The organism is Enterobacter sp. B79-1, from assembly GCF_057444735.1.
This window is the reverse complement of record NZ_JBYAZJ010000006.1, coordinates 108,140-133,391: the sequence shown is the minus strand read 5'-3', so window position 1 is coordinate 133,391 and position 25,252 is coordinate 108,140. Positions and strand designations below refer to the sequence as shown.

At 56.1% G+C, this 25,252-nt stretch carries 25 protein-coding genes; 8 read left to right on the top strand and 17 right to left on the bottom strand.

Annotated features, from left to right (window positions below; translation table 11 throughout):
- Positions 1-82: 82 nt before the first annotated feature.
- Both AC2T6E_RS17090 and AC2T6E_RS17085 read right to left on the bottom strand, forming a co-directional pair.
- On the bottom strand, positions 83-1,771 hold the full coding sequence (locus tag AC2T6E_RS17090) for an AsmA family protein (protein ID WP_486692587.1): 1,689 nt from the start codon (positions 1,769-1,771) through the stop codon (positions 83-85).
- A gap of 119 nt (positions 1,772-1,890) precedes the next feature.
- Positions 1,891-3,282 (bottom strand): nucleobase:cation symporter-2 family protein, encoded by a 1,392-nt coding sequence (locus tag AC2T6E_RS17085; RefSeq protein WP_042714436.1) that lies wholly within the window; start codon positions 3,280-3,282, stop codon positions 1,891-1,893.
- 225 nt (positions 3,283-3,507) lie between these two features.
- Between AC2T6E_RS17085 and gltS the strand changes: the two genes are divergently transcribed.
- Positions 3,508-4,710, top strand: coding sequence for a sodium/glutamate symporter (gene gltS / locus AC2T6E_RS17080; RefSeq protein ID WP_108417283.1), 1,203 nt, complete (start codon positions 3,508-3,510; stop codon positions 4,708-4,710).
- A gap of 2 nt (positions 4,711-4,712) precedes the next feature.
- Here the strand turns inward: gltS and recG are convergent, their stop codons facing one another.
- From recG to gmk, 5 genes are read right to left on the bottom strand one after another with little or no spacing between them, the layout of a single operon-like run.
- The gene (recG, locus tag AC2T6E_RS17075; protein WP_214606063.1) at positions 4,713-6,794 is read right to left on the bottom strand and encodes an ATP-dependent DNA helicase RecG; all 2,082 of its coding nucleotides are present in this window, start codon (positions 6,792-6,794) and stop codon (positions 4,713-4,715) included.
- Between the two features lie 3 nt (positions 6,795-6,797).
- A complete protein-coding gene (gene trmH, locus AC2T6E_RS17070; protein ID WP_126815722.1) occupies positions 6,798-7,487 on the bottom strand; it encodes a tRNA (guanosine(18)-2'-O)-methyltransferase TrmH in 690 nt (229 codons plus the stop codon).
- A gap of 4 nt (positions 7,488-7,491) precedes the next feature.
- Entirely contained in the window at positions 7,492-9,606 is a 2,115-nt protein-coding gene (gene spoT, locus AC2T6E_RS17065) for a bifunctional GTP diphosphokinase/guanosine-3',5'-bis pyrophosphate 3'-pyrophosphohydrolase (RefSeq protein WP_023309883.1), read from the bottom strand.
- A 19-nt stretch (positions 9,607-9,625) separates the two neighbouring features.
- The gene (rpoZ, locus tag AC2T6E_RS17060; RefSeq protein WP_000135058.1) at positions 9,626-9,901 is read right to left on the bottom strand and encodes a DNA-directed RNA polymerase subunit omega; all 276 of its coding nucleotides are present in this window, start codon (positions 9,899-9,901) and stop codon (positions 9,626-9,628) included.
- A gap of 54 nt (positions 9,902-9,955) precedes the next feature.
- Complete coding sequence (gene gmk / locus AC2T6E_RS17055) at positions 9,956-10,579, bottom strand: guanylate kinase (RefSeq protein ID WP_010426438.1); 624 nt, start codon at positions 10,577-10,579, stop codon at positions 9,956-9,958.
- Between the two features lie 251 nt (positions 10,580-10,830).
- Here gmk and ligB point away from each other — a divergent pair, with 251 nt between their 5' ends.
- On the top strand, positions 10,831-12,501 hold the full coding sequence (ligB, locus tag AC2T6E_RS17050; protein ID WP_454540016.1) for an NAD-dependent DNA ligase LigB: 1,671 nt from the start codon (positions 10,831-10,833) through the stop codon (positions 12,499-12,501).
- Between the two features lie 2 nt (positions 12,502-12,503).
- Here ligB and AC2T6E_RS17045 read toward each other — a convergent pair whose 3' ends face one another.
- Entirely contained in the window at positions 12,504-13,121 is a 618-nt protein-coding gene (locus AC2T6E_RS17045) for a trimeric intracellular cation channel family protein (protein WP_010426435.1), read from the bottom strand.
- 204 nt (positions 13,122-13,325) lie between these two features.
- The gene (locus tag AC2T6E_RS17040; RefSeq protein ID WP_010426433.1) at positions 13,326-14,189 is read right to left on the bottom strand and encodes a YicC/YloC family endoribonuclease; all 864 of its coding nucleotides are present in this window, start codon (positions 14,187-14,189) and stop codon (positions 13,326-13,328) included.
- Between the two features lie 125 nt (positions 14,190-14,314).
- Here AC2T6E_RS17040 and rph point away from each other — a divergent pair, with 125 nt between their 5' ends.
- Both rph and pyrE read left to right on the top strand, forming a co-directional pair.
- Positions 14,315-15,031, top strand: coding sequence for a ribonuclease PH (gene rph / locus AC2T6E_RS17035; protein ID WP_010426431.1), 717 nt, complete (start codon positions 14,315-14,317; stop codon positions 15,029-15,031).
- A 67-nt stretch (positions 15,032-15,098) separates the two neighbouring features.
- Positions 15,099-15,740: an orotate phosphoribosyltransferase gene (gene pyrE / locus AC2T6E_RS17030; RefSeq protein WP_010426430.1), complete on the top strand. Its 642-nt coding sequence runs from the start codon at positions 15,099-15,101 to the stop codon at positions 15,738-15,740.
- An 83-nt stretch (positions 15,741-15,823) separates the two neighbouring features.
- Here pyrE and slmA read toward each other — a convergent pair whose 3' ends face one another.
- The 3 genes from slmA to coaBC form a co-directional block, all read right to left on the bottom strand.
- A complete protein-coding gene (slmA, locus tag AC2T6E_RS17025) occupies positions 15,824-16,420 on the bottom strand; it encodes a nucleoid occlusion factor SlmA (protein WP_010426428.1) in 597 nt (198 codons plus the stop codon).
- A 120-nt stretch (positions 16,421-16,540) separates the two neighbouring features.
- Positions 16,541-16,999 (bottom strand): dUTP diphosphatase, encoded by a 459-nt coding sequence (dut, locus tag AC2T6E_RS17020; protein ID WP_015570042.1) that lies wholly within the window; start codon positions 16,997-16,999, stop codon positions 16,541-16,543.
- Positions 16,977-18,188, bottom strand: a complete 1,212-nt coding sequence (coaBC, locus tag AC2T6E_RS17015) for a bifunctional phosphopantothenoylcysteine decarboxylase/phosphopantothenate--cysteine ligase CoaBC (protein WP_120159028.1) — start codon at positions 18,186-18,188, stop codon at positions 16,977-16,979. Before coaBC ends, dut begins: the two co-directional genes overlap by 23 nt.
- A 173-nt stretch (positions 18,189-18,361) precedes the next feature.
- Here coaBC and radC point away from each other — a divergent pair, with 173 nt between their 5' ends.
- The 4 genes from radC to mutM all read left to right on the top strand — a co-directional run bounded on the left by radC (position 18,362) and on the right by mutM (position 20,554).
- A complete protein-coding gene (radC, locus tag AC2T6E_RS17010) occupies positions 18,362-19,027 on the top strand; it encodes a RadC family protein (protein WP_010426422.1) in 666 nt (221 codons plus the stop codon).
- 218 nt (positions 19,028-19,245) lie between these two features.
- Positions 19,246-19,482 carry a 50S ribosomal protein L28 gene (gene rpmB, locus AC2T6E_RS17005; protein WP_002436699.1) on the top strand — a complete coding sequence of 79 codons (237 nt, stop codon included), beginning with the start codon at positions 19,246-19,248 and terminating at the stop codon, positions 19,480-19,482.
- Between the two features lie 22 nt (positions 19,483-19,504).
- Positions 19,505-19,672 (top strand): 50S ribosomal protein L33, encoded by a 168-nt coding sequence (rpmG, locus tag AC2T6E_RS17000; RefSeq protein WP_003024094.1) that lies wholly within the window; start codon positions 19,505-19,507, stop codon positions 19,670-19,672.
- A gap of 72 nt (positions 19,673-19,744) precedes the next feature.
- Positions 19,745-20,554, top strand: coding sequence for a bifunctional DNA-formamidopyrimidine glycosylase/DNA-(apurinic or apyrimidinic site) lyase (gene mutM, locus AC2T6E_RS16995; RefSeq protein WP_214606060.1), 810 nt, complete (start codon positions 19,745-19,747; stop codon positions 20,552-20,554).
- 2 nt (positions 20,555-20,556) lie between these two features.
- Here mutM and coaD read toward each other — a convergent pair whose 3' ends face one another.
- The 5 genes from coaD to AC2T6E_RS16970 all read right to left on the bottom strand — a co-directional run bounded on the left by coaD (position 20,557) and on the right by AC2T6E_RS16970 (position 25,252).
- On the bottom strand, positions 20,557-21,036 hold the full coding sequence (gene coaD / locus AC2T6E_RS16990) for a pantetheine-phosphate adenylyltransferase (protein WP_042717767.1): 480 nt from the start codon (positions 21,034-21,036) through the stop codon (positions 20,557-20,559).
- Between the two features lie 3 nt (positions 21,037-21,039).
- Positions 21,040-21,810: a glycosyltransferase family 2 protein gene (locus tag AC2T6E_RS16985; RefSeq protein ID WP_486692579.1), complete on the bottom strand. Its 771-nt coding sequence runs from the start codon at positions 21,808-21,810 to the stop codon at positions 21,040-21,042.
- Positions 21,810-23,084, bottom strand: coding sequence for a lipid IV(A) 3-deoxy-D-manno-octulosonic acid transferase (waaA, locus tag AC2T6E_RS16980; RefSeq protein WP_010426410.1), 1,275 nt, complete (start codon positions 23,082-23,084; stop codon positions 21,810-21,812). The genes AC2T6E_RS16985 and waaA overlap by 1 nt, the downstream gene beginning before the upstream one ends.
- Positions 23,085-23,150: 66 nt before the next feature.
- Positions 23,151-24,140, bottom strand: a complete 990-nt coding sequence (locus AC2T6E_RS16975) for a glycosyltransferase (RefSeq protein WP_108417291.1) — start codon at positions 24,138-24,140, stop codon at positions 23,151-23,153.
- Positions 24,141-24,154: 14 nt separating this feature from the next.
- Positions 24,155-25,252 carry a glycosyltransferase gene (locus AC2T6E_RS16970; RefSeq protein ID WP_108417292.1) on the bottom strand — a complete coding sequence of 366 codons (1,098 nt, stop codon included), beginning with the start codon at positions 25,250-25,252 and terminating at the stop codon, positions 24,155-24,157.

The window sequence follows — 25,252 nt, the reverse complement described above, 5'->3', positions numbered from 1 at the left end:
GCCCTCACCCTGACCCTCTCCCACGGGGAGAGGGAACCAAAACCTCGTAGGCCGGGTAAGGCGAAGCCGCCACCCGGCTTGTTTATTGCACCGGTGTTGAAACCATACCGCTCGTCATCGTCTGCTGCACCTGCTGTTTATCCATATTTACCGCGCTCAGCTTCGCATTCACCGTCGGCTTCAGCGGGGCATTTGCCTGCACGCTACCGCTGGCGGTGAGCTGAATATTGCCGTCACCCGTAATCGGCAGCGCAGGCCAGCCCCACTGCTGCAGCACGTTGAGCGGCACGCCGCGCCCGTTCAGGCTCACCGTGGTCTGCCGCTGTGGAAGCTGTGAAACCGTTGCCGTGGCTTCAAGAATACCTTTCTCGGTAAAGGCGCTCAGGTCGGTAATGTTCACCGTGGCGGCGTTCGCATTCAGCGCGAGCGACGGACGGCGCACGTCCACGCGGTTAAAGGTCGCGGCCGCACCGTTCAATGTTGCGCTGCCGCCCCAGACGCCCCACTGGCGATCTTTCGCCAGCTGCAGGTTTGCGCCATAGCCGTCCAGAGAGGTGATCTGCCACGGGAAGGCGGGATCGATGTCGATCACCAGGTTGCGGCTCAGGCCGAATTTTTTTAGCGTCACGCTGTTCAGCCATTCCGGCAGGGGATCCATCCACAGCGTTTTCCAGTTTTCAGGCAGGGTGTATTCCAGCCCGGCGATGGCGGCATCATCCAGCACCAGCGCTTTGCCGTCGCGCAGCCAGTTGCCGGAGGTGCGTACCATCCCGCCTTCCCAGCGAGAGGTGAACTGGCGCAGCGCGATACCCTGCGGGGAGAATTCCGCGTTCAGGATCGGGTCGAACAGATGTAGCGAGCCGTAGATAAACTCGCTCGCGTTCATAGACAAACGCCCTTCCTGGCTCTGCCAGTCGCCTTTGCTGAGCGTCAGGTTGCGCAGGCTTAAATCGAGATCGGTCACCGCCCAGTCCGGCCCCTGCAGGCGTGCGTCGGTCACCTCCAGCCGACCAATCTGCAGGGAAGGGAGCGTGGTGATGGGAGCAAAGAAATCCATCAGCGATTTATCACTTTGCAGGCGGATCTCATTCAGACGCATGCTGTCGATAATCCAGCTGCCGTCAGCGTTACGCAGGGCGGAGCCGGTGAGCGAGCCGCGCGCCATATCCGCGCCAATGGTGCTCAGCACCACCTCTTTACCGTTGAGCTGTCCCTGAATCAGGACGTTGCTGGCCGGGACGCCGTTCAGGGTGAGCGAGCCTGCGCTCATCTGGATCTGCGCATTTTTGCCCAGCACGTTGCCCGCCTCTGGCTGCCACGGACTGACGCCGCCTGTGACTTTCTGCGCGCTCAGGTCCCATTCGGTATTCGGGCTGTTAAAGGCCATGTTGTTTAGCTGCAAACGGTCCGCCTGGAAAGGCAGCGGCGCGGTTTGCGGAGAGAGGTTCAGCGTGCCATCGAACAGGGTAATGGTGTCCATATGCAGCGGATCGGTTACCTGACGGCTGCTTAAACCGATATCGACTTTTTTGGCCACCAGGGTGGCGGGTTTGCCGTCACGACCAAAGGTGACATTTTCCAGAATGAGGTGAGAAGGGGATGAAAAGCGGTGATCCATCAGGTCAAAGTTGAGTTCGTAATCGGTATTTACCGTAACCCAATTGCTGACCTGCGACGCGCCCCAGCGGGTCTGGAGCAAAATATAGAATGCCAGCGCTACCACAAGCAGAGCTAACAGAAGATAGATGATCAGCTTTCCAATAAATTTCATGGTCTTCCATCCCGCAAAACGTACATAAGGGAGTTATGCACGATTTATGCGCAATGCTCAAGGCGGGAATGGTGTAAAGAGATGTCACGGCAGGCCTTGACAGCCTGCCGTGAGAGAAATCAATTTTTCTCAGGCGGGAAAACGAGGTTCAGAACGATAGCGGTGATACCGCCCGCGGCAATGCCGGAAGAGAGCAGGTTTTTCACCCAGTCAGGCGCAAACTGCAGGATCAGCGGCTGCTGAGAAACGCCCAGACCGACCGCCAGCGACAGGGCGATAATCATGATCGCGCGGCGGTTCAGCGGCTCGCGGGAGACGATACGCACGCCGGAGGCCGCGATAGTGCCGAACATCACCAGCGTCGCGCCGCCCAGCACCGGCTCAGGGATGTGCTGCACAAAGCCGCTTACCGCCGGGAACAGGCCGAGGACGATCAGCATCAGCGCCACCACAAACCCGACGTAGCGGCTGGCCACGCCGGTCAGCTGGATCACGCCGTTGTTCTGACCGAAGCAGGAGTTCGGGAAGGTGTTGAATACGGCAGAGACAAACGAGTTCAGTCCGTTCGCCAGCACGCCGCCTTTCAGGCGCTTCATGTACAGCGGACCGGACACCGGCTGCTCAGAGACGTCCGAGGTAGCGGTGATGTCGCCGATGGTCTCCAGAGAGGTGATCATAAAGACCAGCATCAGCGGCAGCAGCAGGCCCCAGTCAATGCCCAGTCCGTAATAGAGCGGCGTTGGGATAGTGATCAGCGCGGCATTCGTCGGTGCGGTATTTTGCGGCAGCATATCCAGCGCCCAGGCCATCAGGTAACCGGCCGCCATCGCGATAACCAGCGAGGCCACGCGCAGGTAAGGGTTACGCTGACGGTTAAGCAGAATGATGATTGCCAACACCACGCCTGCCAGCAGCAGGTTTTTCGGTGCGCCGAAGGTGTGGTCGCTCATTGCCGCATAACCGCCACCGATGGACGTCAGGCCCACCTGAATCAGCGACAGGCCGATAATCATTACGACCACGCCGGAAACCAGCGGGGTGATGACGCGGCGAGCCAGATGCAGAACGCGGGAGATGACCATCTCCGTGCAGCTGGCCAGCATCAGCGTGCCGAAAAGCGCCGCCATCATGGTTGGAACATCCGCCCCACCGGTTTTCAGCGCCGTACCGCCCATGATTAGCGGTGCCACGAAGTTAAAGCTGGTGCCCTGAATCGACAATAATCCCGACCCTACCGGACCCCAGGCTTTAATTTGAATAATAGAGGCGACGCCGGACGCAAAAAGAGACATGCTGATAATGTGCTGCGTGTCCTGCGCCGGTAAACCGAGCGCCTGGCAGATCAGCAGCGCCGGGGTGATCACCGCAACAAACATCGCCAGAAGATGCTGACAGGCGGCGAAAAGCGTTTGCGGCAGCGGCGGGCGGTCTTCAAGGCGGTAAATCAGTTCGCTATTTTGCTTCTGCGCAATCGGTTGCGCATCAGGCGACTCTATGGTGTTAACGGACATCGGCGGCAATCCCACGGTGGAAAAGCGGGCATTTTATCTGACCACCTGGTAAAAGCAAACGATTGCCAGCAAAAAAAGGGAAGAAATTCTGCCGCTGCGCGCAGGTTTTCTACTCCCCATCGGGAAAAAAAATTACACTTTTTGCGCCGGGAGCTCATGACGAGCGCAAACCGGCCCAGGATAACGCCGCGTGTGTATGGAACACGCGCAAAACAGGAGCCTTCCATGATTCATCTCGATACGTTGTCGACACTTGTTGCCGCAACGCTGGTCTTACTGCTTGGCCGTAAGCTGGTACATAGCGTTTCCCTTCTGAAGAAATACACCATTCCTGAACCTGTCGCCGGTGGCCTGCTGGTGGCGCTGGCCCTGCTGATACTGAAAAAAAGCATGGGCTGGGAAATCGATTTTGATATGTCCCTGAAAGACCCGCTGATGCTGGCCTTCTTTGCCACCATCGGTCTGAACGCCAATCTGGCGAGCCTGCGCTCGGGCGGTAAAGTGCTCGGCGTATTCCTGATTGTGGTGGTGGGGCTGTTGCTGATGCAAAACGCCATTGGCATCGGCATGGCAACGCTGCTGGGGCTGGATCCGCTGATGGGGCTGCTGGCAGGGTCGATTACGCTGTCAGGCGGTCACGGTACCGGGGCGGCGTGGAGTAAATTGTTCGTCGAGCGCTACGGTTTTGAAAACGCGACGGAAGTGGCGATGGCCTGTGCGACCTTTGGTCTGGTGCTGGGTGGCCTGATTGGCGGTCCGGTGGCGCGATATCTGGTTAAGCACTCCACCACACCGAACGGCAGACCGGACGATGAGCTGGTCCCGACCGCGTTCGAAAAACCGGACGTCGGGCGCAGCATTACCTCGCTGGTGCTGATTGAAACCATCGCGATGATCGCCATCTGCCTGACCGTGGGCAAAGTGGTTGCGCAATGGCTGGCGGGCTCTGCGTTTGAACTGCCGACGTTTGTTTGCGTGCTGTTTATCGGGGTGATCCTGAGCAACGGTCTGGCGCTGATGGGCTTCTACCGCGTGTTTGAACGGGCGGTATCGGTGCTCGGCAACGTCTGCCTGTCGCTGTTCCTGGCGATGGCGCTGATGAGCCTCAAGCTGTGGGAGCTGGCCTCGCTGGCCCTGCCGATGGTGGCGATTCTGGCGGTGCAGGCGCTGTTTATGGCGCTGTACGCCATGTTCGTGACTTGGCGCATGATGGGTAAAAACTACGATGCGGCGGTGCTGGCGGCGGGTCACTGCGGGTTTGGTCTGGGGGCTACCCCAACGGCTATCGCCAACATGCAGGCGATCACTGAACGGTTCGGGCCATCGCACATGGCGTTTCTGGTGGTCCCGATGGTCGGGGCGTTCTTCATTGATATTGTCAACGCGCTGGTGATCAAGCTGTACCTGATGCTGCCGATGTTTGCCTGAAATCAGGCGTTGGAGTAGCGTTCGGTTTCCGGCATCCAGCGCTCAATTAACGCTGCCGCCTGTTCGGGGTAGCGTTCATGAATATGGCGAGCCAGGCGCTGAACTTCGGGGATCATCGCCTGATCGCGCAGCAAATCCGCCACTTTGAATTCGGCGTTCCCGGTCTGGCGCGTTCCCAGTAGTTCGCCCGGGCCGCGGATCTCCAGGTCTTTTTGCGCAATCACAAAACCGTCGTTGCTGTCGCGCAGCACCTGCAGACGCATTTGGGCTGTTTTTGATAGCGGGGCTTTGTAGAGCAGTACGCAGTGGGAAGCCACCGCGCCACGACCAACGCGCCCGCGCAGCTGGTGGAGCTGGGCAAGGCCGAGACGCTCCGGGTTTTCGATGATCATCAGGCTGGAATTCGGGACGTCCACGCCGACTTCGATCACCGTGGTGGCGATCAGCAGATGCAAATCACCTTGTTTGAACGACTGCATCACCGCCTGTTTTTCGGCGGGCTTCATGCGTCCGTGCACCAGACCGACGTTCAGCTCCGGCAACGCCAGCTTAAGCTCTTCCCACGTGGCTTCGGCAGCCTGCGCCTCCAGCAGTTCAGACTCTTCAATCAGCGTACAGACCCAGTAGGCCTGACGGCCTTCGTGGGTGCAGGCGTTGCGCACGCGGTCGATGATATCGCTGCGGCGCGTGTCAGGAATGGCGACCGTGGTGACCGGGGTACGGCCCGGCGGCAGTTCGTCGATGGTGGAGGTATCCAGATCGGCATAGGCGGTCATCGCCAGGGTGCGCGGAATCGGCGTAGCGGTCATGATCAGCTGATGCGGGTGGAAGCCCTGCTGCAGGCCTTTCTCCCACAGTGCCAGACGCTGATGCACGCCGAAGCGGTGCTGCTCGTCGATAATCACCAGCGCAAGACCGTTAAACTGCACCTGCTCCTGGAAGATGGCGTGCGTGCCGACAATCATCTGCACCTGCCCGCTGGCAATGGCCTCCTGTTGCGCAAGGCGCGCTTTGCCTTTTTGCTTCCCGGCAAGCCAGCCCACTTCAATCCCCAGCGGCGCAAACCAGGCACGGAAATTGTTGGCGTGCTGTTCGGCCAGCAGCTCGGTCGGCGCCATCAGCGCCACCTGCTTGCCGTGGGCAATCGCGCGCAGGGCCGCCAGGGCGGCAACCAGCGTTTTGCCGGAACCCACGTCGCCCTGCACCAGGCGCATCATCGGCACGTCGAGCGCCATATCGCGTTCAATCTCGGCGGTGACGCGCGCCTGCGCGCCGGTGGGTTTAAACGGCAGCGAGGCCAGCAGCTTATCTTTGAGTTCATCATTCTGGCTTAAGGCCTGGGCATGGAAACGCTGTGCGCCAGCGCGAAGTGCCAGCATGCTCAGGTTATGCGCCAGTAATTCCTCAAGGATAAGACGCCGTTGGGCGGGGTGTTTGCCGCTGTCTAAATCGCTGAGCTGTAGCGTTGGCGGCGGGCGGTGCATGGTGCGCAGCGCCTCGGGCAGGCTCATCATACCTTGCGCCAGCTCGGGCGGCAGCAGCTCGGTGATAGCGCAAGTATCCAGCAGCTCCAGCGCCTGATCGGTGAGTTTACGCAGCGTCGCCTGCTTGATGCCTTCCGTCGTCGGGTAAACCGGGGTGAGCGTCTCCTGCAGCTCCGGCGTACTGAGATCGCCCTGTACGCGGTACTCCGGGTGGATCATCTCTGCGCCGTACTTCCCGCGTTTGGCCTCGCCATAGGCCAGCACCCTGCGGCCCGTCGCCAGGCTGTTTTTCATCGCCGCGTTGAAGTTGAAAAAACGCATGGTGAGAATACCGGTGCCGTCGCTTATCTGGCAGGTCATCATCCGGCGTCCGCCGAAGGTGATGTTGCAGTTCAGGACTTCGCCTTCAACGGTGGCGTAAATGGCGGGAAGGAGATCGCCAATCTTATAAAGCTGAGTGCGGTCTTCGTAACGCAGGGGGAGGTGAAGCAGGAGATCCTGCACGGTGTGCAGGCCAATTTTTGCCAGCTTATTGCTTTGCGCCGCGCCCACGCCCGTCAGGCTGTTTAGCGGGATGGCATCCAGCAGGCGGCCTTTCATCGCTTACCCGGCGTACTGCATGGTGGCCCACCACTCGGCATTGGCTTCAATTTCGCCCTGCGCGTTGACGTGGGGGTAAGGCAATTTTTTCTGCTTCGCAACGCGAGCCAGCACCGGATAGCCACCTTCAAACAGCAGGCGCTGCTGTTCATCTTCCGGCAGCATGCTGTTGCTGCGCTCATACATTCCGGCGTTCTGACGCTGGCGCTGCGCTTCATACAAAATGAGCGCAGACGCCACGGAGACGTTGAGAGACTGGACCATGCCGATCATCGGAATGATGATGTCCCGATCCGCCAGATCCAGCGCTTCCTGGGTGATCCCGGTTTTCTCCTGACCCATCAAAATGCAGGTCGGGCGGGTGTAGTCGATCTCGCGGAAATCCACGGCCTTAGCGGACAGGTTAGTGGCAAGGATCTGCATCCCGCGCCCTTTCAGGTGCGATACGGCTTCGCCAATGGTGTGATGATTTTTGACAGACACCCAGCTGTTGCTGCCTGCCGCCGCCGAGACCGTATTGCGCATGCGGCCGTCCGGCCAGACGGCGTGCACTTCATGCACACCGACGGCATCTGCGGTACGAACGATAGCAGAGACGTTATGAGGTTTATGCACCTGCTCCATGCAGACCGTCAGGTCAGGCTGACGCCTGGCGAGCATTTCGCAGATACGTGCATAACGTTGTGAATTCATAAACCTAGTTTCGGTTTCGGGTGACTTTAATCACGTCCGGCATGACGCGGATCTTGCGCATAATATTCGCCAGATGCACGCGGTCGCGGGCGGTCAGACGAATAAAGGCGCTGTACACGCGACCATCTTTTTCTTCCGTATTCAGACTCTGAATATTGGACGAGGCCGTGTTGATCGCTGCCGTCAGGTTCGCCAGGGCACCCTGGTGGTTGAACATATCCACCTTAATTTCGGTGATAAATTCCTGCGCGGTCTCTTTATCCCACTCGACCGCCATAAACTTCTCGGCTTCTTTCTGGTAGCCGCGAATGTTTCGACAGGACTCGTGGTGGATAACCAGCCCTTTACCCGGGCTGACGTGCGCAATAATCGGGTCGCCAGGAATTGGGCGGCAACATTTTGCGAAGGTGATCAGCACCCCGTCCGCGCCTTTAATCGGCAGGTGTCCGTGGCTTTGCGTCGTTGCAGGCACCGCTGTTGTGTCGCCTTGCTGCAGGTTCTTCGCCACCACCACGCTCATGGCGTTGCCGAGGCCAATCTCTGCCAGCAGATCGTCAAGCGACGCGAGCTTCATGCGCTCCAGCTCACGCTGGACGTTCTCCTGCGGAATTTCAGCCAGCTTACGGCTGCCGCCCAACGCGTGGTTGAGCAGACGACGCCCCAGGCTGACGGAATCATCACGCTTGAGGTTTTTCAGCAACTGGCGAATTTTAGCGCGCGCTTTGGAGCTCACAACAAAGTTCAGCCAGGCCGCGTTCGGACGTGCGCCCGGCGCGGTAATAATTTCTACCGTCTGGCCGCTGGAGAGCGGCTGAGACAGCGGATAAGGTTGTCTGTCGACACGCGCGCCGACGCAGGCATGTCCGATGTCGGTATGCACGGCGTAAGCGAAGTCGACCGGCGTTGCGCCCGCAGGCAGTTCGACAATGCGACCTTCTGGGGTGAAAACGTAAATCTCATCCGGGAAGAGATCGGATTTAACGCTCTCAATAAATTCAAACGAGCTACCCGCACTCTGCTGAAGCTCCAGCAGGCTCTGCATCCAGCGCTGGGCGCGGATTTGTGCGGTCGTGCTGCTTTCGCCACCGTGCTCTTTATACGCCCAGTGTGCGGCAACACCCATCTCTGCCATCTGGTCCATGTCTTCGGTGCGAATTTGCACCTCAACAGGCACGCCGTGTGGCCCGATCATCGAGGTGTGCAAAGATTGATAGCCGTTCGCTTTTGGAATGGCGATGTAATCTTTCATGCGACCCGGACGCGGTTTGTAGAGGCTGTGCATCTGCCCCAGCACGCGATAGCAGGTGTCGGAGTCGTGGACGATCACGCGAAAGGCGTAGATATCCATGATCGAGTGAAAACGCTGCTCTTTGAGCACCATTTTGCAGTAGATGGAGTACAAATGTTTCTCGCGGCCGCTGACGCGGCACGGAATTCCCGCTTCCTGCAAGCGCCCTTCGATTTCCGAGAGGATTTTTTGAATCATCTCTTTACGGTTACCGCGTGCGGCTTTCACCACCTCTTTAATCACGCGATAGCGGTTCGGGTACAACGCTTCAAAACCCAGCTCTTCCAGCTCGGTTTTAATGTGATGAATACCTAAACGGTGCGCCAGCGGGCTGTAGATTTCGAGGGTTTCACGGGCAATGCGGCGACGTTTATCCGGGCGAAGTGAGCCCAGCGTGCGCATGTTGTGGGTACGGTCAGCGAGTTTGATGAGAATGACGCGGATATCCTGCACCATCGCCATAATCATCTTGCGGAAGTTTTCGGCTTGCGCCTCTTTCTTGTCGCGGAAATTCAGCTTATCAAGCTTAGAGACCCCTTCCACCAGTTCGGCAACGCTTTTGCCAAACAGCTGTTCCATGTCCTGATAAGTGGCAGGGGTATCTTCGATCACGTCGTGCAGCAGAGCGGCCATCAGCGTTTCGTAGTCGAGTTTCATCTCGGCCAGAATACAGGCCACCGCTACCGGGTGCGTGATATAGGGTTCACCGCTTGAACGTGTCTGGCCCTCGTGAGCGTCACGTGCAACGAGATACGCCTGCTGAAGACGCTTAATCTGGTCTTCAGGCAGGTAGGTTTGAATCAGTTGATTCAGGCTTTCAAACAGATACAAGGGCGACCCGCAGGTTTAATTAACGACGACCTTCAGCAATAGCGGTTACGGCCTGCAGTTCTGCGGCTTCCTGCTCTTGCTGCTCCTGGCGCTCACGCACGTCGAGGATCTGGTTGTTGATCAGACCTTCTTCGATTTCGCGAAGTGCAATAACGGTGGTTTTATCGTTTTCTTCCGGTACCAGCGGATCTTTACCGCCTACCTGCATCTGACGAGCGCGACGCGCGGCGACCAGCACCAGGTCAAAACGGTTACCAATTTTCTCTACAGCGTCCTGAACAGTTACGCGTGCCATACTTAAAATGCTCCACAGGTGAAGAAATGACTGGGCATGATACTGAAAGTGGGTTCAGTCTGCCAACAGTTTGGTGATTAATGCGTCATGTCGCTGCTTCTGGCGGCTCATACGCAGACGTTCTGCACGAAGAATGGTTTTGAGATCGCTCAATGCGGCATCAAAATCATCATTCACAATAAGGTAATCATATTCCGCGTAATGGCTCATTTCTGCAACAGCCTGTTCCATACGCTTTGCGATGACTTCTTCGCTGTCCTGACCGCGGCCACGCAGGCGGCGATCAAGTTCATCTTTCGATGGCGGTAAAATAAAGATACTGCGCGAGTCAGGCATTTTCTTGCGAATTTGCTGCGCGCCCTGCCAGTCGATATCCAGGAACACGTTTACACCGGTTGCCAGAACCTGCTCAATGGTTTCACGCGAGGTGCCGTAGTAGTTACCGAACACTTCAGCATGTTCAAGAAACGCGTCTCTGCCGATCATCGCTCTGAACTCGTCGTGATCTACAAAGAAATAGTGTTCACCGTGCACTTCACCCGGACGCGGCGCCCGCGTGGTGTGAGAAACAGAAACCTGTGTGTCGTACAACGGTTGGGTTTTTAACAGTGCCTGAATAAGGCTGGATTTACCCGCGCCACTAGGGGCAGAAACAATATAAAGCGTGCCTTGAGCCATGAGAGTCTTTTGTATGTGTTAACGAAGAAGTCCTACATACGGGCTTATTATACACGTCGGCGCACCGTGACGTAGCCTTTGTCACACTTTTTCCCCTGGATTATTGATTTTTGCGTGTCGTTTTCCGGTTTTACCTGCGGTTTGCAGAAATAAAAAGAAACCCTGGATAGCGCCTCGCAAAGCGAAAGGTAGCCGTTAGCGTTGTTTCGATCGTCAGGTTATACCTCCTGCAACGCAAAGGAGGAGTAGCAATGTGGCGATGGATAAGCGGATTACTGGTGTTGTGGTGTGGCTATGGCGCGGCGGTGTGTCCGGTGTGGTCGCAGGCAAAAGCAGAGAAAGAGATTGCGTCGTTAAGCGCGCAGATCAAACGCTGGGATGATGCCTACTGGAAGCAGGGGGTAAGCGATGTTAATGACGACGTGTACGACCAGCTTAACGCACGGTTATCCCAGTGGCAGCGGTGTTTTGGCAGCGAGCTTTCAGAAGAGAAACTCCCCGCGCTGACGGGGAGCGTAAAACATCCTGTTGCCCATACGGGCGTGCATAAAGTGACCAGCAAAGAGGAGCTGAGACAGTGGATGCGTGCCCGACAGCATCTGTGGCTGCAACCCAAAGTTGACGGTGTGGCGGTGACGCTGGTCTATCGTGACGGAAAGTTAGCCCAGGCTATCAGTCGCGGTGATGGCCTGAAAGGGGAAGACTGGACCGGGAAGGTGCGTTTAATCCCGTCAGTGCCGCAAATGCTCACCGGCACGCTGGCGAATAGCGTCTTACAGGGCGAACTTTTCTGGTTACACGACAACCACATTCAGAGCCAGATGGGCGGAATGAACGCTCGCGCAAAGGTGGCGGGTGCGATGATGCGGCAAAAGGATAACGCGCTCCTGAGCAAGATCGGTGTATTCATCTGGGCCTGGCCGGATGGGCCGAAAGATATGAAGACTTCGTTGGTTGAGCTGTCTAAAGCCGGTTTTTCGCTCTCAGCGCGGTATACGCTTCCCGCCGAATCTGTTGATGCCGTCGAAAAACAGCGCGCGGCCTGGCACGAGACCGGATTACCCTTTGCCACGGATGGCATTGTGGTGCGTTCGGAGGATGAACCTGCGGGCGAAAGCTGGTTGCCTGGTGAAGGAAACTGGGTTGTCGCGTGGAAATATTCTCCTGTTTCGCAGCTTGCTGAGGTAAAGAATATCCAGTTTTCTGTAGGGCGAACGGGCAAGGTGTCCGTCGTTGCAGGGCTTGAGCCTGTGCGACTGGATGATAAACAGGTGCGACGAGTCAGTCTGGGGTCGGTTGGGCGTTGGCAGAGACTGGATATCGCCCAAGGCGATCAGGTGCTGATCAGTCTCGCCGGACAGGGTATTCCGCGCCTGGATAAGGTGGTCTGGCGAGGGGCGGACAGACAAAAACCGCAGCCTCCCGACTCGCAATACCATTCATTAAGCTGTTTTTATGCCTCGCCGGACTGCATGGAGCAGTTTTTTGCCCGGCTAACATGGCTCAGTTCTAAACAGGGGCTGGATATTGAAGGTTTAGGGGAGTCCGGCTGGCGTACGCTCTGGCAGGCTCATCATTTCGAACATATCTTTTCATGGCTGTTATTAACACAGGCGCAACTTCAGGCCACGCCGGGGTTTTCTGCGGCGCGCGGGCTTGCGCTCTGGCATCGTTTTAATCAGATGCGGGAACAACCTTTTATCCGTTGGATTAGCGCGATGGGCGCTCCGCTATCCAAATCGACACTGAACGCTATCGATGGGCGATCGTGGCAGGCAATGAGCCAGAAAAGTTCTGCCGACTGGCAAACCTTGCCGGGAACTGGAGAGGAGAAAGCGCGGCAAATCATGAACTGGATGCACGCGCCTCAGGTTGACGTGCTGGCGAAGTGGCTCGCTGAGCAGCACATCAACGGATTTTGACATCAGTGCGCGCTGTGCTTGTAGTGAAAAACGGGCAGCCCGAGCTTCAGACGCAGCGCCAGCATGCGGGCCGTAAAGCCAAACAGCAGCGTCGAGATGACCACTACATCATGGTTCGAAACGTAATGCTGCAAGGCGATATAGAGTACCGCTGCGGCAAAGGAGATCCCGGCATAGAGCTCTTTTTGAAAGACCAGGGGAATACGTTTGCAGAACATGTCACGCAATACTCCGCCAAATACGCCCGTGACCACGGCGGCAATGGTGGCGATAACCGGCCCTTCACCCATATCAAGCGCGATTTGCGCACCGATGATTGAAAAGACGATCAGCCCCAGCGCATCAAGCACCAGGAACAGACGGCGCAGGTGGGGCATAACGGGTGCCACAATGGTGGTGAGCACGGCGGCCGTCGCCACGATAATCACGTACTCAGGGTGTTTAACCCAGCCGAGCGGGTAATGGCCAAGCAGGATATCGCGCACGGAGCCGCCGCCCAGTGCGGTCGCTGTGGCAATAATAATCACGCCGAAGGTGTCCATACGGCGACGTCCGGCTGCAAGCGCGCCGGTCATGGCTTCTGCGGTGATACCAATCAGATAAAGAACGTGAAGCAGCATATACCCTCCGGAGTGAACGCGGGGAGGTTAGCGATTTATGCGCAAGATCACGATTGAGATTTTCTAAGGCGAGTTAGTTTGCCCTATAAATTTTTATCACATTTGTCTGCACAGGCTTGATGACGGGCGGAAGGTGGGGGAATTGAGCATCAGCACGGATTAGAAATAGTAATGGGTGGTGCAGTAGACACCACCCGGAAGGCATTACTCGATATTCTGGATCTGCTCGCGCATCTGCTCAATCAGCACCTTCAGCTCAATCGCTGAATTCGTCACGTCTGCATTGATAGATTTAGACGCCAGTGTGTTCGACTCGCGGTTGAACTCCTGCATCATAAAGTCCAGACGGCGACCTACAGCTTCTTTCTTCTTCAGAATGTTGTAGGTTTCTTTAACGTGCGCTTCCAGACGGTCCAGCTCTTCAGCGACGTCAACACGCTGCGCCATCAGCACCAGCTCTTGTTCCAGACGGGTGTTTTCCAGCTGAACTTCCGCTTCTTCCAGTTTGGAGACCAGGCGCTCGCGCTGCCACTGCAGCACTTCCGGCATATGGGTGCGGACTTTGGCTACTTCGGTGCTCACGCCTTCAAGGCGCTGCTCAATCATCGCTTTCAGCGCCTGACCTTCGGTTTCACGGGCAACGATAAAGTCGTCCAGCGTGCCGTCGAGGGCTGCCAGGATTTCAGCGGCGATGGCATCCAGATCCTGCTCACCGGCGGCCATGACGCCAGGCCAGCGCAGAATATCAACCGGGTTGATTTCGCCTTCATCGCTCTGCATTTTGACCCAGTTCGCCGCATTCACGAGCTGTTTCGCCAGTTTTTCGTTAAGAATCAACTCGCCTTGCGCGCTGGCATCAGGCTCAAAGCGCAGGTTGCATTCCACTTTGCCGCGCGTCAGACGCGTACGGATACGCTCGCGTACGACAGGCTCAAGGCTGCGGAACTGCTCCGGCATACGGAAATACGTTTCCAGGTAACGCTGGTTTACCGAGCGCATTTCCCATGTGGCGCTGCCCCAGCTACCCTTGATTTCACGCCGGGCGTAGGCGGTCATACTGCGGATCATAGACATTCCCGTTTTTAAAGGAGAGATGGGGGGATTATAGCTTTCAGGGCTTTGTCAGGATAGGAATAAGCGCGTTTAATCCGTATAATGCGCAGCCACATTCGTTTCAAGCCGGAGAATCCATCATGCGTCCATCAGGTCGTAGCGCCAACCAGGTGCGTCCCGTCACCCTGACCCGTAACTATACAAAACACGCTGAAGGCTCCGTGCTGGTTGAGTTTGGTGATACGAAGGTTTTGTGCACCGCCTCTATCGAAGAAGGCGTTCCGCGCTTCCTGAAAGGTCAGGGCCAGGGCTGGATCACCGCTGAGTACGGCATGCTGCCGCGTGCGACTCATACCCGTAACGCCCGCGAAGCGGCGAAGGGCAAGCAGGGCGGTCGTACCATGGAGATTCAGCGTTTGATCGCGCGTGCGCTGCGCGCCGCCGTTGACCTGAAAATCCTCGGTGAATTTACCATCACGCTGGACTGCGATGTCATTCAGGCAGACGGCGGTACGCGTACGGCGTCTATTACCGGTGCCTGCGTGGCGCTGGCCGATGCCCTGAACAAGCTGGTTGCGGCCGGTAAGCTGAAAACCAATCCAATGAAAGGCATGGTCGCGGCGGTTTCCGTGGGTATCGTTAACGGTGAAGCGCTTTGCGATCTGGAATACGTTGAGGATTCCGCTGCCGAAACCGACATGAACGTGGTGATGACTGAAGACGGTCGCATCATTGAAGTACAGGGCACGGCAGAAGGCGAGCCGTTCACCCACGAAGAGCTTCTCTCTCTGCTGGCGTTGGCCCGAGGGGGAATCGAATCCATTGTAACGACGCAGAAAGCGGCGTTAGAAAATTGATTTTAAAGGCGACCAATGAGTCGCCTTTTTTTTGCCTGTAAGACAGAAAAACCAAAGGAGCAAATCCATGAAATCGTATCAGCGCCAGTTTATTGAGTTTGCGCTTAACAAGCAGGTACTTAAGTTTGGCGAGTTTACGCTGAAATCCGGGCGTAAGAGCCCCTATTTCTTCAACGCCGGGCTGTTTAATACCGGGCGCGATCTGGCGCTGTTAGGCCGTTTCTATGCCGAAGCGCTGGTGGATTCCGGAATTGATTTCGACCTGCTGTTTGGTCCGGCCTACAAAGGTATTCCGATTGCGACCACCACCGCGGTGGCGCTGGCTGAACACCATGACCGCGATGTGCCGTACTGCTTTAACCGTAAAGAGGCCAAAACCCATGGTGAAGGCGGGAATCTGGTCGGCAGCGCGCTGCAGGGCCGCGTTATGCTGGTGGACGATGTGATCACCGCGGGCACGGCGATCCGCGAATCGATGGAGATTATCCAGGCCAACGGTGCGACGCTGGCTGGCGTGCTGATTTCTCTGGATCGTCAGGAGCGTGGTCGCGGTGAAATTTCCGCTATTCAGGAAGTTGAGCGCGATTACAGCTGCAAAGTGACGTCGATTATCACCCTGAAAGACCTGATTGCCTATCTGGAAGAGAAGCCGGAGATGGCGGATCATCTGGCGGCGGTACGTGCGTACCGGGAAGAGTTCGGCGTGTAATTGAATTGCCCGGTGGCGCGACGCTTACCGGGCCTGCGTATTTCGTAGGCCGGATAAGGCGAAGCCGCCATCCGGCAACGGTGTTACTGCAACTGAGCAGCCACTAACGGCCAGCGGGCGTCAAAATCGTCCGTTGGTCGGTATTTGAATTCGCTACGCACAAAACGGGAGAGCATCCCTTCGCAAAACGCCAGGATCTGGCTCGCCAGCAGCGTCTCATCAATGGTGTACCCTTCGCCTTCACGCATTTTCTTTTCGCGCAGTACCTGGCGCAGCTGCGCTTCAATACGTTCGAAAAGCTGGTTAATGCGCCCCTGCAGCCTGTCCTGCTCGAACATCAGCGCGTGGCCGGTGAGGATACGGGTTAAGCCCGGATTGCGTTCACCAAAGCCCAGGATTAACAGCACAATCAGACGCAGACGCGCGGTGGTGTCTTTTTCGTCTTTCAGAATCAGGTTGATGCGCGTGATCAGGCTGTCTTCAATAAACTCGATCAGGCTGTCGAACATCCGGGTCTTGCTCGGAAAATGACGGTACAGCGCCGCCTCAGACACGCCTACAGAGGCGGCCAGTTTAGCGGTAGTGATGCGTTGACTGCCATCGCTGGATTCAAGCATCAGAGCCAGAGACTGAAGTATTTCTTCGCGACGATTCCTTTTCGCGGTTTGTTTTTCTGCCATGTTACAAAATACCCCTGAAAATAAGCACTTGCCAGGCTGGCATCCACACAGCGACCGCAAACTGACGTTTGCGGTTTGTTATTGCATTATGGCGCTGTGAGATGCGTATCTATCGGACGGTTATTTACGCCCGGAATGGCCGAAGCCGCCTTCGCCACGGTCGGTGGCGTCGAAGTCTGCCACCAGGTTAAATTCTGCCTGCACAACCGGTACAAAGACCATCTGCGCAATACGCTCGCCCGGTTCAATAGTGAAGCTGTCCTGACCACGGTTCCAGACGGACACCATCAGCTGACCCTGATAGTCAGAGTCGATCAGGCCGACCAGGTTACCCAGTACGACGCCATGCTTATGGCCCAGACCAGAACGCGGCAGGATCACCGCCGCCAGAGACGGGTCAGCAATGTGAATTGCCAGGCCTGTCGGGATCAGGGTGGTTGCACCTGGAGCCAGTTCTACGGCGTCATCGAGACAGGCGCGCAGGTCAAGACCGGCAGAGCCGGAGGTGGCATAAGTCGGCAGCGGAAATTGCTCGCCAACACGCGGGTCCAGAATCTTAACGTCGATTTTTTTCATCATAACGGGTAACGATCTCGTCCAGTAATTGTTGGCCCAGGAGTTCCTTGCGCTCAAGCGGTAAGACTTTATCTCCATCCTGCCAGAAAAGGTGCAGTGCATTGCTGTCGCTGTTAAATCCTTGCGTGGCCAGCGATACGTCGTTCGCGCAAATCAAATCAAGGTTTTTGCGAGTACGTTTTTGCCGGGCATATTCTTCCACATTATTTGTTTCTGCGGCAAACCCAACAACGTAAGGACGATGGCTTTTCAGTGCGGCGACACCCGCAACGATATCCGGGTTTTTCACCATTTTTATCGTTAATTCATCACCTTGCTTTTTGATTTTGGCGTCTGCAATGGTCTCTGCCCGATAATCCGCGACGGCCGCACAGCCGATAAAAATCTGCTGGTTTTGCGCATGGGCCTGTACGGCGGCTTCCATTTCCAACGCGGTGATGACGTCAATGCGCTGAACGAACGGAGGTGTCGGCAGTGAGACCGGGCCGCTCACCAGCGTGACGTTCGCGCCGCGTTTTGCAGCAGCAGCAGCAATGGCAAAGCCCATCTTGCCGGAGCTGTGGTTAGTGATGTAACGCACCGGGTCCAGCGGTTCGCGCGTGGGACCCGCGGTAATCATGATGTTGAGATGTTGCAGATCGTTGACAGGCGAAAAATGGGCTGCAGCCATATCAACAATCGTCAGCGGGTCCAGCATACGACCCGGGCCAACATCGCCACACGCCTGGCTGCCGCTGTCCGGGCCCCAGATAAGCAGGCCGCGTGATGCCAGCGTCTCCAGATTGTGCTGGGTGGCTGCGTTACGGTACATCTGCTGGTTCATTGCGGGCACGACGGCGACTGGCGCAGGTGTTGCGAGGCAAATGGTCGAGACCAGATCGTTCGCCATGCCCGCCGCCACGCGGGCAATCAAATCGGCCGTGGCGGGGGCAAGAATCACCAGATCTGCCCATTTCCCAAGCTCAATGTGGCCCATCGCCGCTTCTGCTGCAGGGTCAAGCAGGCTGTCGGATACCGGGTACCCCGAGACAGCCTGCAGGCTCAGAGGCGTGATAAAGGCTTTGCCACCTTCGGTTATCGCGACCCTCACATCCGCCCCGCGCTCGCGCAGGCGACGCACCAGGTCCGGCGCTTTATAGGCTGCTATACCGCCGCTCACGCCAAGAACGATTTTTTTACCGGCCAGGCTCATCATGATTCTTTCCTGTTGGGTTTCACCAGAGAGCGGGCATTTTATCACAATCACAAAAACGGGGTGATTTTGTCCTTCGTTCACTTTGCGAGGCGTTACGCAAGAACGAAAAGTCAGCGTCGAGCCCCGGATTGGCCTGTGGCAGCATGATGACAAACAGAAGGAGGCTGGGCATGGAAGAGACGGAACTGCTGTTACCGCGCGAAAAACTGCTGCGATATGGCGTCACCTTGTTAAAAGACGATGAGCTGCTGGCGCTCTTTTTGCGTACGGGTACGCAGGGGAAAACGGTATTTACGCTGGCAAAAGAGCTGATAGAACATTTCGGTTCACTGCATGGTTTGCTGACCGCCGATCTGGCGGCGTTTGCGCAGGTTGAGGGGATTGGCGTGGCGAAATATGCCCAGCTGAGGGGGATTGCTGAACTTGCCCGCCGTTTTTACAATGTCCGTATGGAGGAGGAAGATCCGATCCTTACCCCGGCGATGACCCGCGAATTCCTGCAAAGCCAGCTGTCAGATATGGAGCGGGAGATCTTCATGGTGATCTTTCTCGACAATAAGAACCGGGTGTTGAAACACACTCACCTTTTCTCTGGAACCTTGACCCACGTAGAGGTGTATCCGCGAGAAATTGTGCGGGAAGCGATAAAAGTGAATGCAGCCGGCGTGATCCTCGCGCATAATCACCCCTCTGGCTGTGCAGAACCGAGCAGAGCGGACAAAGAAATCACCGAACGCATTATCAAATGCTGTCAATTCATGGACATTCGTGTGCTGGACCATCTGATAATTGGCCGCGGAGAGTACATTTCTTTTGCGGAACGTGGTTGGATTTAGACCCTTTCTCGCGATCCATCGGGATCTTTGTCTGTTCGGGACTTGAGCACACCGCCGAGTCAGCGTATACTACGCCACCTTTGAGAATCTCGGGTTTGGCATTTGGGCCTGGCAATCGAGAGTTCACTTAGAACTATGCGATGACCGGGCTGTAAAGCCTGACGAGGCGCCGATACCCCATACGAAGCTCGAGCTAATTTGATTTTTGGAGAATAGACATGTCCCGAGTCTGCCAAGTTACTGGCAAGCGTCCGGTGACCGGTAACAACCGTTCCCACGCACTGAACGCGACTAAACGCCGTTTCCTGCCGAACCTGCACTCTCACCGTTTCTGGGTTGAGAGCGAGAAGCGTTTTGTCACCCTGCGTGTATCTGCTAAAGGTATGCGTGTTATTGATAAGAAAGGCATCGATACAGTTCTGTCCGAACTGCGTGCCCGTGGCGAAAAGTACTAAGTACTTAAAGAGGAAATAAATCATGGCTAAAGGTATTCGCGAGAAAATCAAGCTGGTTTCTTCTGCTGGTACAGGTCACTTCTACACCACCACGAAGAACAAACGTACTAAGCCGGAAAAACTGGAACTGAAAAAATTCGATCCAGTTGTACGCCAGCACGTACTGTACAAAGAAGCTAAAATCAAATAATTTTAGTCTCCTTGTATTGAAAAACCCCGCATCTGCGGGGTTTTTTGCATTCTGCATCTCAACGGAGGAACCATGCCTGAATTACCAGAGGTAGAGACCAGCCGTCGCGGCATTGAGCCCCATCTGGTCGGCGCAACCATTCTTCACGCAGTTGTCCGTAATGGGCGCCTGCGCTGGCCGGTGTCCGATGAGATCCACGCGTTAAGTGACAAACCCGTCCTTAGCGTGCAGCGTCGCGCCAAGTACCTGCTGCTGGAGCTGCCTGACGGCTGGATTATTATCCATCTGGGGATGTCCGGGAGCCTGCGCATCCTTACTGAAGAGCTGCCTGCGGAAAAGCACGATCACGTTGACCTGGTGATGAGCAACGGTAAAGTGCTGCGTTACACCGACCCGCGGCGTTTTGGCGCATGGCTGTGGACGAAGGAGCTGGAAGGGCACAACGTGCTGGCGCATCTCGGGCCTGAACCGCTGTCAGATGCGTTTAATGCGGAATACCTGAAAGAGAAGTGCGCAAAGAAAAAGACCCCGATTAAGCCCTGGCTGATGGATAACAAGCTGGTGGTCGGCGTGGGGAATATTTACGCCAGCGAATCGTTGTTTGCGGCCGGGATCCATCCCGATCGGCTGGCCTTGTCGCTGTCGTCGCAGGAGTGCGAACTGCTGGTCAGAGTGATTAAAGCGGTACTGCTGCGTTCTATTGAGCAGGGCGGGACAACGCTGAAGGACTTCCTGCAAAGCGACGGGAAGCCGGGCTATTTTGCCCAGGAGCTGCAGGTATATGGCCGTAAGGGTGAACCGTGCAGAGCCTGCGGGACGCCAATTATTGCCACGAAGCACGCCCAGCGCGCCACGTTCTATTGCCGTCAGTGCCAGAAATAGCGTTACTTTAGCTTTTCCATCAAGGCCTGGTGGACGTTAACCGGCAGGAAGTGGGTGACATCGCCGTGATGACGCGCCACCTCTTTTACCAGCGTGGAAGAGATAAACGACCACTCTTTGGAGGGCATCAGGAACACGCTCTCCAGCTCCGGCATCAGATGGCGGTTCATGTGCGCCAGCTGCATCTCATACTCAAAATCTGCTACGGCGCGTAAACCCCGGATCAGAATGTTTGCCTGCTGAGCGCGGGCGAAGTTAGCCATCAGGTCGCTAAACCCAACCACCTCAACGTTCGGCAGATGCGAAATGGCATCGGTGGCGAGCGTAACGCGCTCGTTCAGGTCAAACATCGGCTTCTTGCTGGGGCTGGCGGCAATCGCCAGTATCACTTTGTCGAACATGCACGCCGCACGGGTGATGATATCAACATGACCGTTGGTGATCGGATCGAAGGTACCCGGATAAATCGCTTTTGTGCTCATGGCTCACGTTTTCTCAGAGTAGCCGCGGCAGAGCGCCCACAGCTCGGTGTATTTGTTGAAAGTATACTGGGCATTGACCACCGCGAGTAACCAGCCCTGTTTACCGTCCAGTATGCCACCACGCAGTAGCAGCGTTTTCAGAAACGCGCCCAGCGTGTGGGTGAAGATACCCGTCAGCGAGGCCTTCTTGCCGCGCTGGTGACGCTCCTGCGCCCATGCGGTGGCATAGTTGAGCTGTTTACGCTGGAAGCTCGCGAAATCACGGCAGGTCAGGTGCAGCAAATCGCCCGTCAGGGGGATGACCTGGGCGCTATCGCAGCTCAGGGATTCATGCACCAGATTGTCGTTGTACTGATACCGCTCGCGCTCGTAGAGGCGCATCACGCGGTCAGGATACCAGCCGCTGTGGCGCATAAAGCGGCCAAGAAAGTAGTTGCGGCGGGCAATGCTGTATACCGCACCTGGCTGAGGCGAGGAAAGCACTGCCTGAATAGCCTGCTGCAGTTCTGGCGTGATGCGTTCGTCAGTGTCGAGCATTAGCACATAATCGCCGGTGGCATATTCCTGCGCGCGCTGGCGCTGAATGCCATAACCTTGCCAGTCAGTATTGGTATAGATTTTCGCGCCCGCCGCGCGGGCGACGTCTACCGTGTTGTCCGTGCTGCCGGAGTCCAGTATGACGATTTCGTCAGCCCAGGCGACGGAGGCCAGGCAGTCCGGAAGCAGGTCGGCGGCGTTTTTGGCGATCATCACGACCGACAGACGCGTTGACATTAGTGGCTCCGCTGAGGCAGATAAGGTTGCAGAAGCTGCAGCAGACGGGTCAGTGCGCCCTGGTTCTGGTGCAGCACTTCGACGGCATGACGCCCGTACCACAGGCGATAATCTTCGTCAGTCAGAAGGGTAGACACCTCTTTGACCACCGAATCCGCGTCGGTCACGGTAATTAAACCATCGGCCTGCTGCAATTTCGCGCAGATATCTTTGAAGTTAAACGTGTGCGGTCCCATCAGTACCGGAATGGCGTGTGCTGCCGGTTCCAGTGGGTTATGACCGCCGCGCTCGACCAGGCTGCCGCCGACAAAGGCGAGGTCAGCAATGCCGTATAAAAGCATCAGCTCGCCCATCGTATCGCCAATCACTACCTGAGTGCTGCCGGAAGGGATCTCACCGCTGCTGCGCAGGGTGTAGCTGAAACCCCCTTTTTGCACCATATCGCGGGCATCTTTGAAGCGCTCAGGATGGCGAGGCACGAGGATAAGCAGTAAATCAGGGAATGTTTCCAGCAGCTTGCGGTGCGCCTGGAGGATGATCTCTTCTTCGCCGTCGTGGGTGCTGGTCGCAATCCAGACCTGACGTCGCGGGGCCCACTGGCGACGCAGTGTGATAGCACGGGCGGCGAGTTCAGGCGTGACGGAAATATCGAATTTAAGGCTGCCCGTTACCGCAAGCTGGTTGCGTTTCAGGCCTAGCGCGATGAAGCGCGCCGCATCTTCTTCATTCTGCGCCGCAATCAAGGTGATTTTACTCAGCAGGCGACGCATAAATTTGCCCAGCTTGCCGTACCCTTTCGCCGAGCGCTCAGACAGGCGGGCATTAGCGATAACCAACGGGATCTTACGGGCATGAAGGGCGGAAATCATATTCGGCCACAGCTCGGTTTCCATCACGATCACCAGTTTCGGGCGAACGGTATTCAGGAAACGGTTCATGGCGCAGGGCAGATCGTAAGGCAGATAGACGTGATGCACGTCTTTTCCGAAAGCGGATAACGCACGCTCAGAGCCGGTGGGCGTCATGGTCGTGACGGTGATCGGCAGTGACGGGTATCGGTGACGCAGGGCGCGAACCAGCGGGATAGCCGCCAGCGTTTCACCAACTGAAACGGAATGGAGCAAAATACCGTCCGGGGCAACTTTATTACGGCAGTAGCCATAGCGTTCAGCCCAGCGTTTTCGATACGCGGGTGCTTTACGGCTACGAAGCAACAGTCGCAGCCACACCAGTGGCTGAATGAGATAGAGCAGGGCGGTATACAACAATTCCAATCGATTATCCGTTTTTTTAGTTTCGGCGGGCAAATTCTAAGCATTTAAGCCAGGTAAAGCTATCTCTTATGCCAGATACCGCTTTAAGCGGAAGTAACGGCGGCCCAGTCGCCAGCGCAAACGCGGACTTTTTGCACTTTTCCAGATGAGTTTCCAGATGCCCGTTTCGAAGAACTCTTTAATAATCATGGATTTCTTCTTCTCATCCTTCATGTTGTCGAAGGTGTGAATAATCCCCAGTCCCTCTTTGGCGATTTGCCAGTGGCAAGCCGGGATACCTTTCACTTTATCCGGGTAGCGCTGATTGATGGCATCAAGCATCTGCAGGATTTTCATGTAATGGCGCGCCGAGCGAATGAGCGTGTCGTCATTGTCTGGCATATGGGACACCGATGCGGAGTGAATGTAGTAGTCATAATAACGTTCACTGGTGTACTGAACCCGCTCAGCCGCGAGCAGCACTTCAGTCGTCCACGGGATATCCTGATGGCGCAGGCCGGGTTCGAAATGGAAACTGTGTTTACGGATAAAGTCGTGGCGATAGATATTCAACCAGGTGACGTGGAGGAACTTACGAGAATCCAGCGCCATCTTTAACCATGCCGCGCCAGTCATAACGCCTGTCGAGGCCAGTTTGTCCTCAGGGAAAATCGGGCGCGAGGGTTTTTTATTATTTTCCCAGACGTAGTTCCCGTTACAGGTGGCGACGTCCAGATCCTGCGTAACGGCCATATCCAGCAGATGCTGATACATGCCGGGTTTAAAGACATCATCAATATCCGGGAAGGAAAGATATTGACCCGTCGCGATGGCCAGACCGCTATTCCGCGCGATGGAGACACCCTGGTTTTGCTGCTCAATGACCTGCAGCTGCGGCAGCTTTTCTCGCCAGTTTTCGACGATCTCCATCGAGCGGTCAGTGGAGCCGTCATTGACGATGATGACTTCCATGCTGTCGATGCGTTGATTGACAAGGCAGGTAAAGAACTGATCCAGGAACGCTTCGCCGTTATAAACGGCAACCACCACGCTTAATAATGGCGCTGAATTTTGCATAAGAAACCTGATTATTATGGATTGTCGACCAAAGCAATATATTGCTGGCAGATGGCATTGATGCCGAACGATGCGATCGTTGCGCGATCAACGACTGGCGGAGAGGCATAGATATCTGCCAGCGTTTTTGCCAGTGACTCATCATTTAATGCTGTCAGCCCGCGCGCTAAGTCGCCTGTGAGGATTTCAGCGGGTCCACCCGGACAGTTTGTACTGACGGGCGGTGTCTGACAGATAATGGATTCGACCAATACATTACCAAAACCTTCACAGTCAGAGCTTAACACTAAGAGGCGTGCGCCTTTGATCCATGGATAGGGATTGGGCTGGAACGGACGGAAAACAATTTTGTTTTCAATGCCCAACTCGATAGCCAGCTGTTTTAGTTTTTGAATTTTAGCGTCGGCGCCATTTCCCATCATGACCAGTGTTGTCTCTATCTGGCTCAGTGCAAAGGCGCGTAAGAGACGATCGTGACGTTTGTGCTCGTGGAAGCGGCCGACGTGAATGAGGTAATCCTGTCCCTGCATCTCATAGGGTTCGTCCGCCAGACGCTGGATTTCTGGAATATCGAAAGGATTATGGATAACGGCCTGGCGACGAAGATCGATTGCCAGCGTTTCCGAGAGGTCTTTCAACACGGCGGCTGAGACGGCCACAACATTGCGGTTTTCGTAGGTATGACGAATCTTATAATGTTTAAACCAGCGCGAAAGACCGCTGCGATGGCGCAGATAGGAGAACGAGAACATGCCATGTACGCAGAACCAGACTTTATCGCGTTCCAGTGCGCGGCAGTGCGCCACGATGCGGTCAGTTTTATGCAGGTGGGAGAACACCACATCAAATTTTCCACTGCGTTCAGCCTGCTTAATCGCATTATCCAGCAGTCGGGCGCGGCGCGGGATCTCCGTCAGCTTCCGCCACGGTTTTTTACACGTATCCTGAATAACCTGAAAATCGATGCCTTCCGGGATGGCGTAGTCGCACACTTTCCGCAGGGAGAACAGGGAGACCTGATGTCCCATTTCGATCAATCCGCTGGAAAGTGTAAGAACTGTTTTTTCAGCTCCTCCACCGGGTAAACCATCAATAATCATTAGGATGCGCAT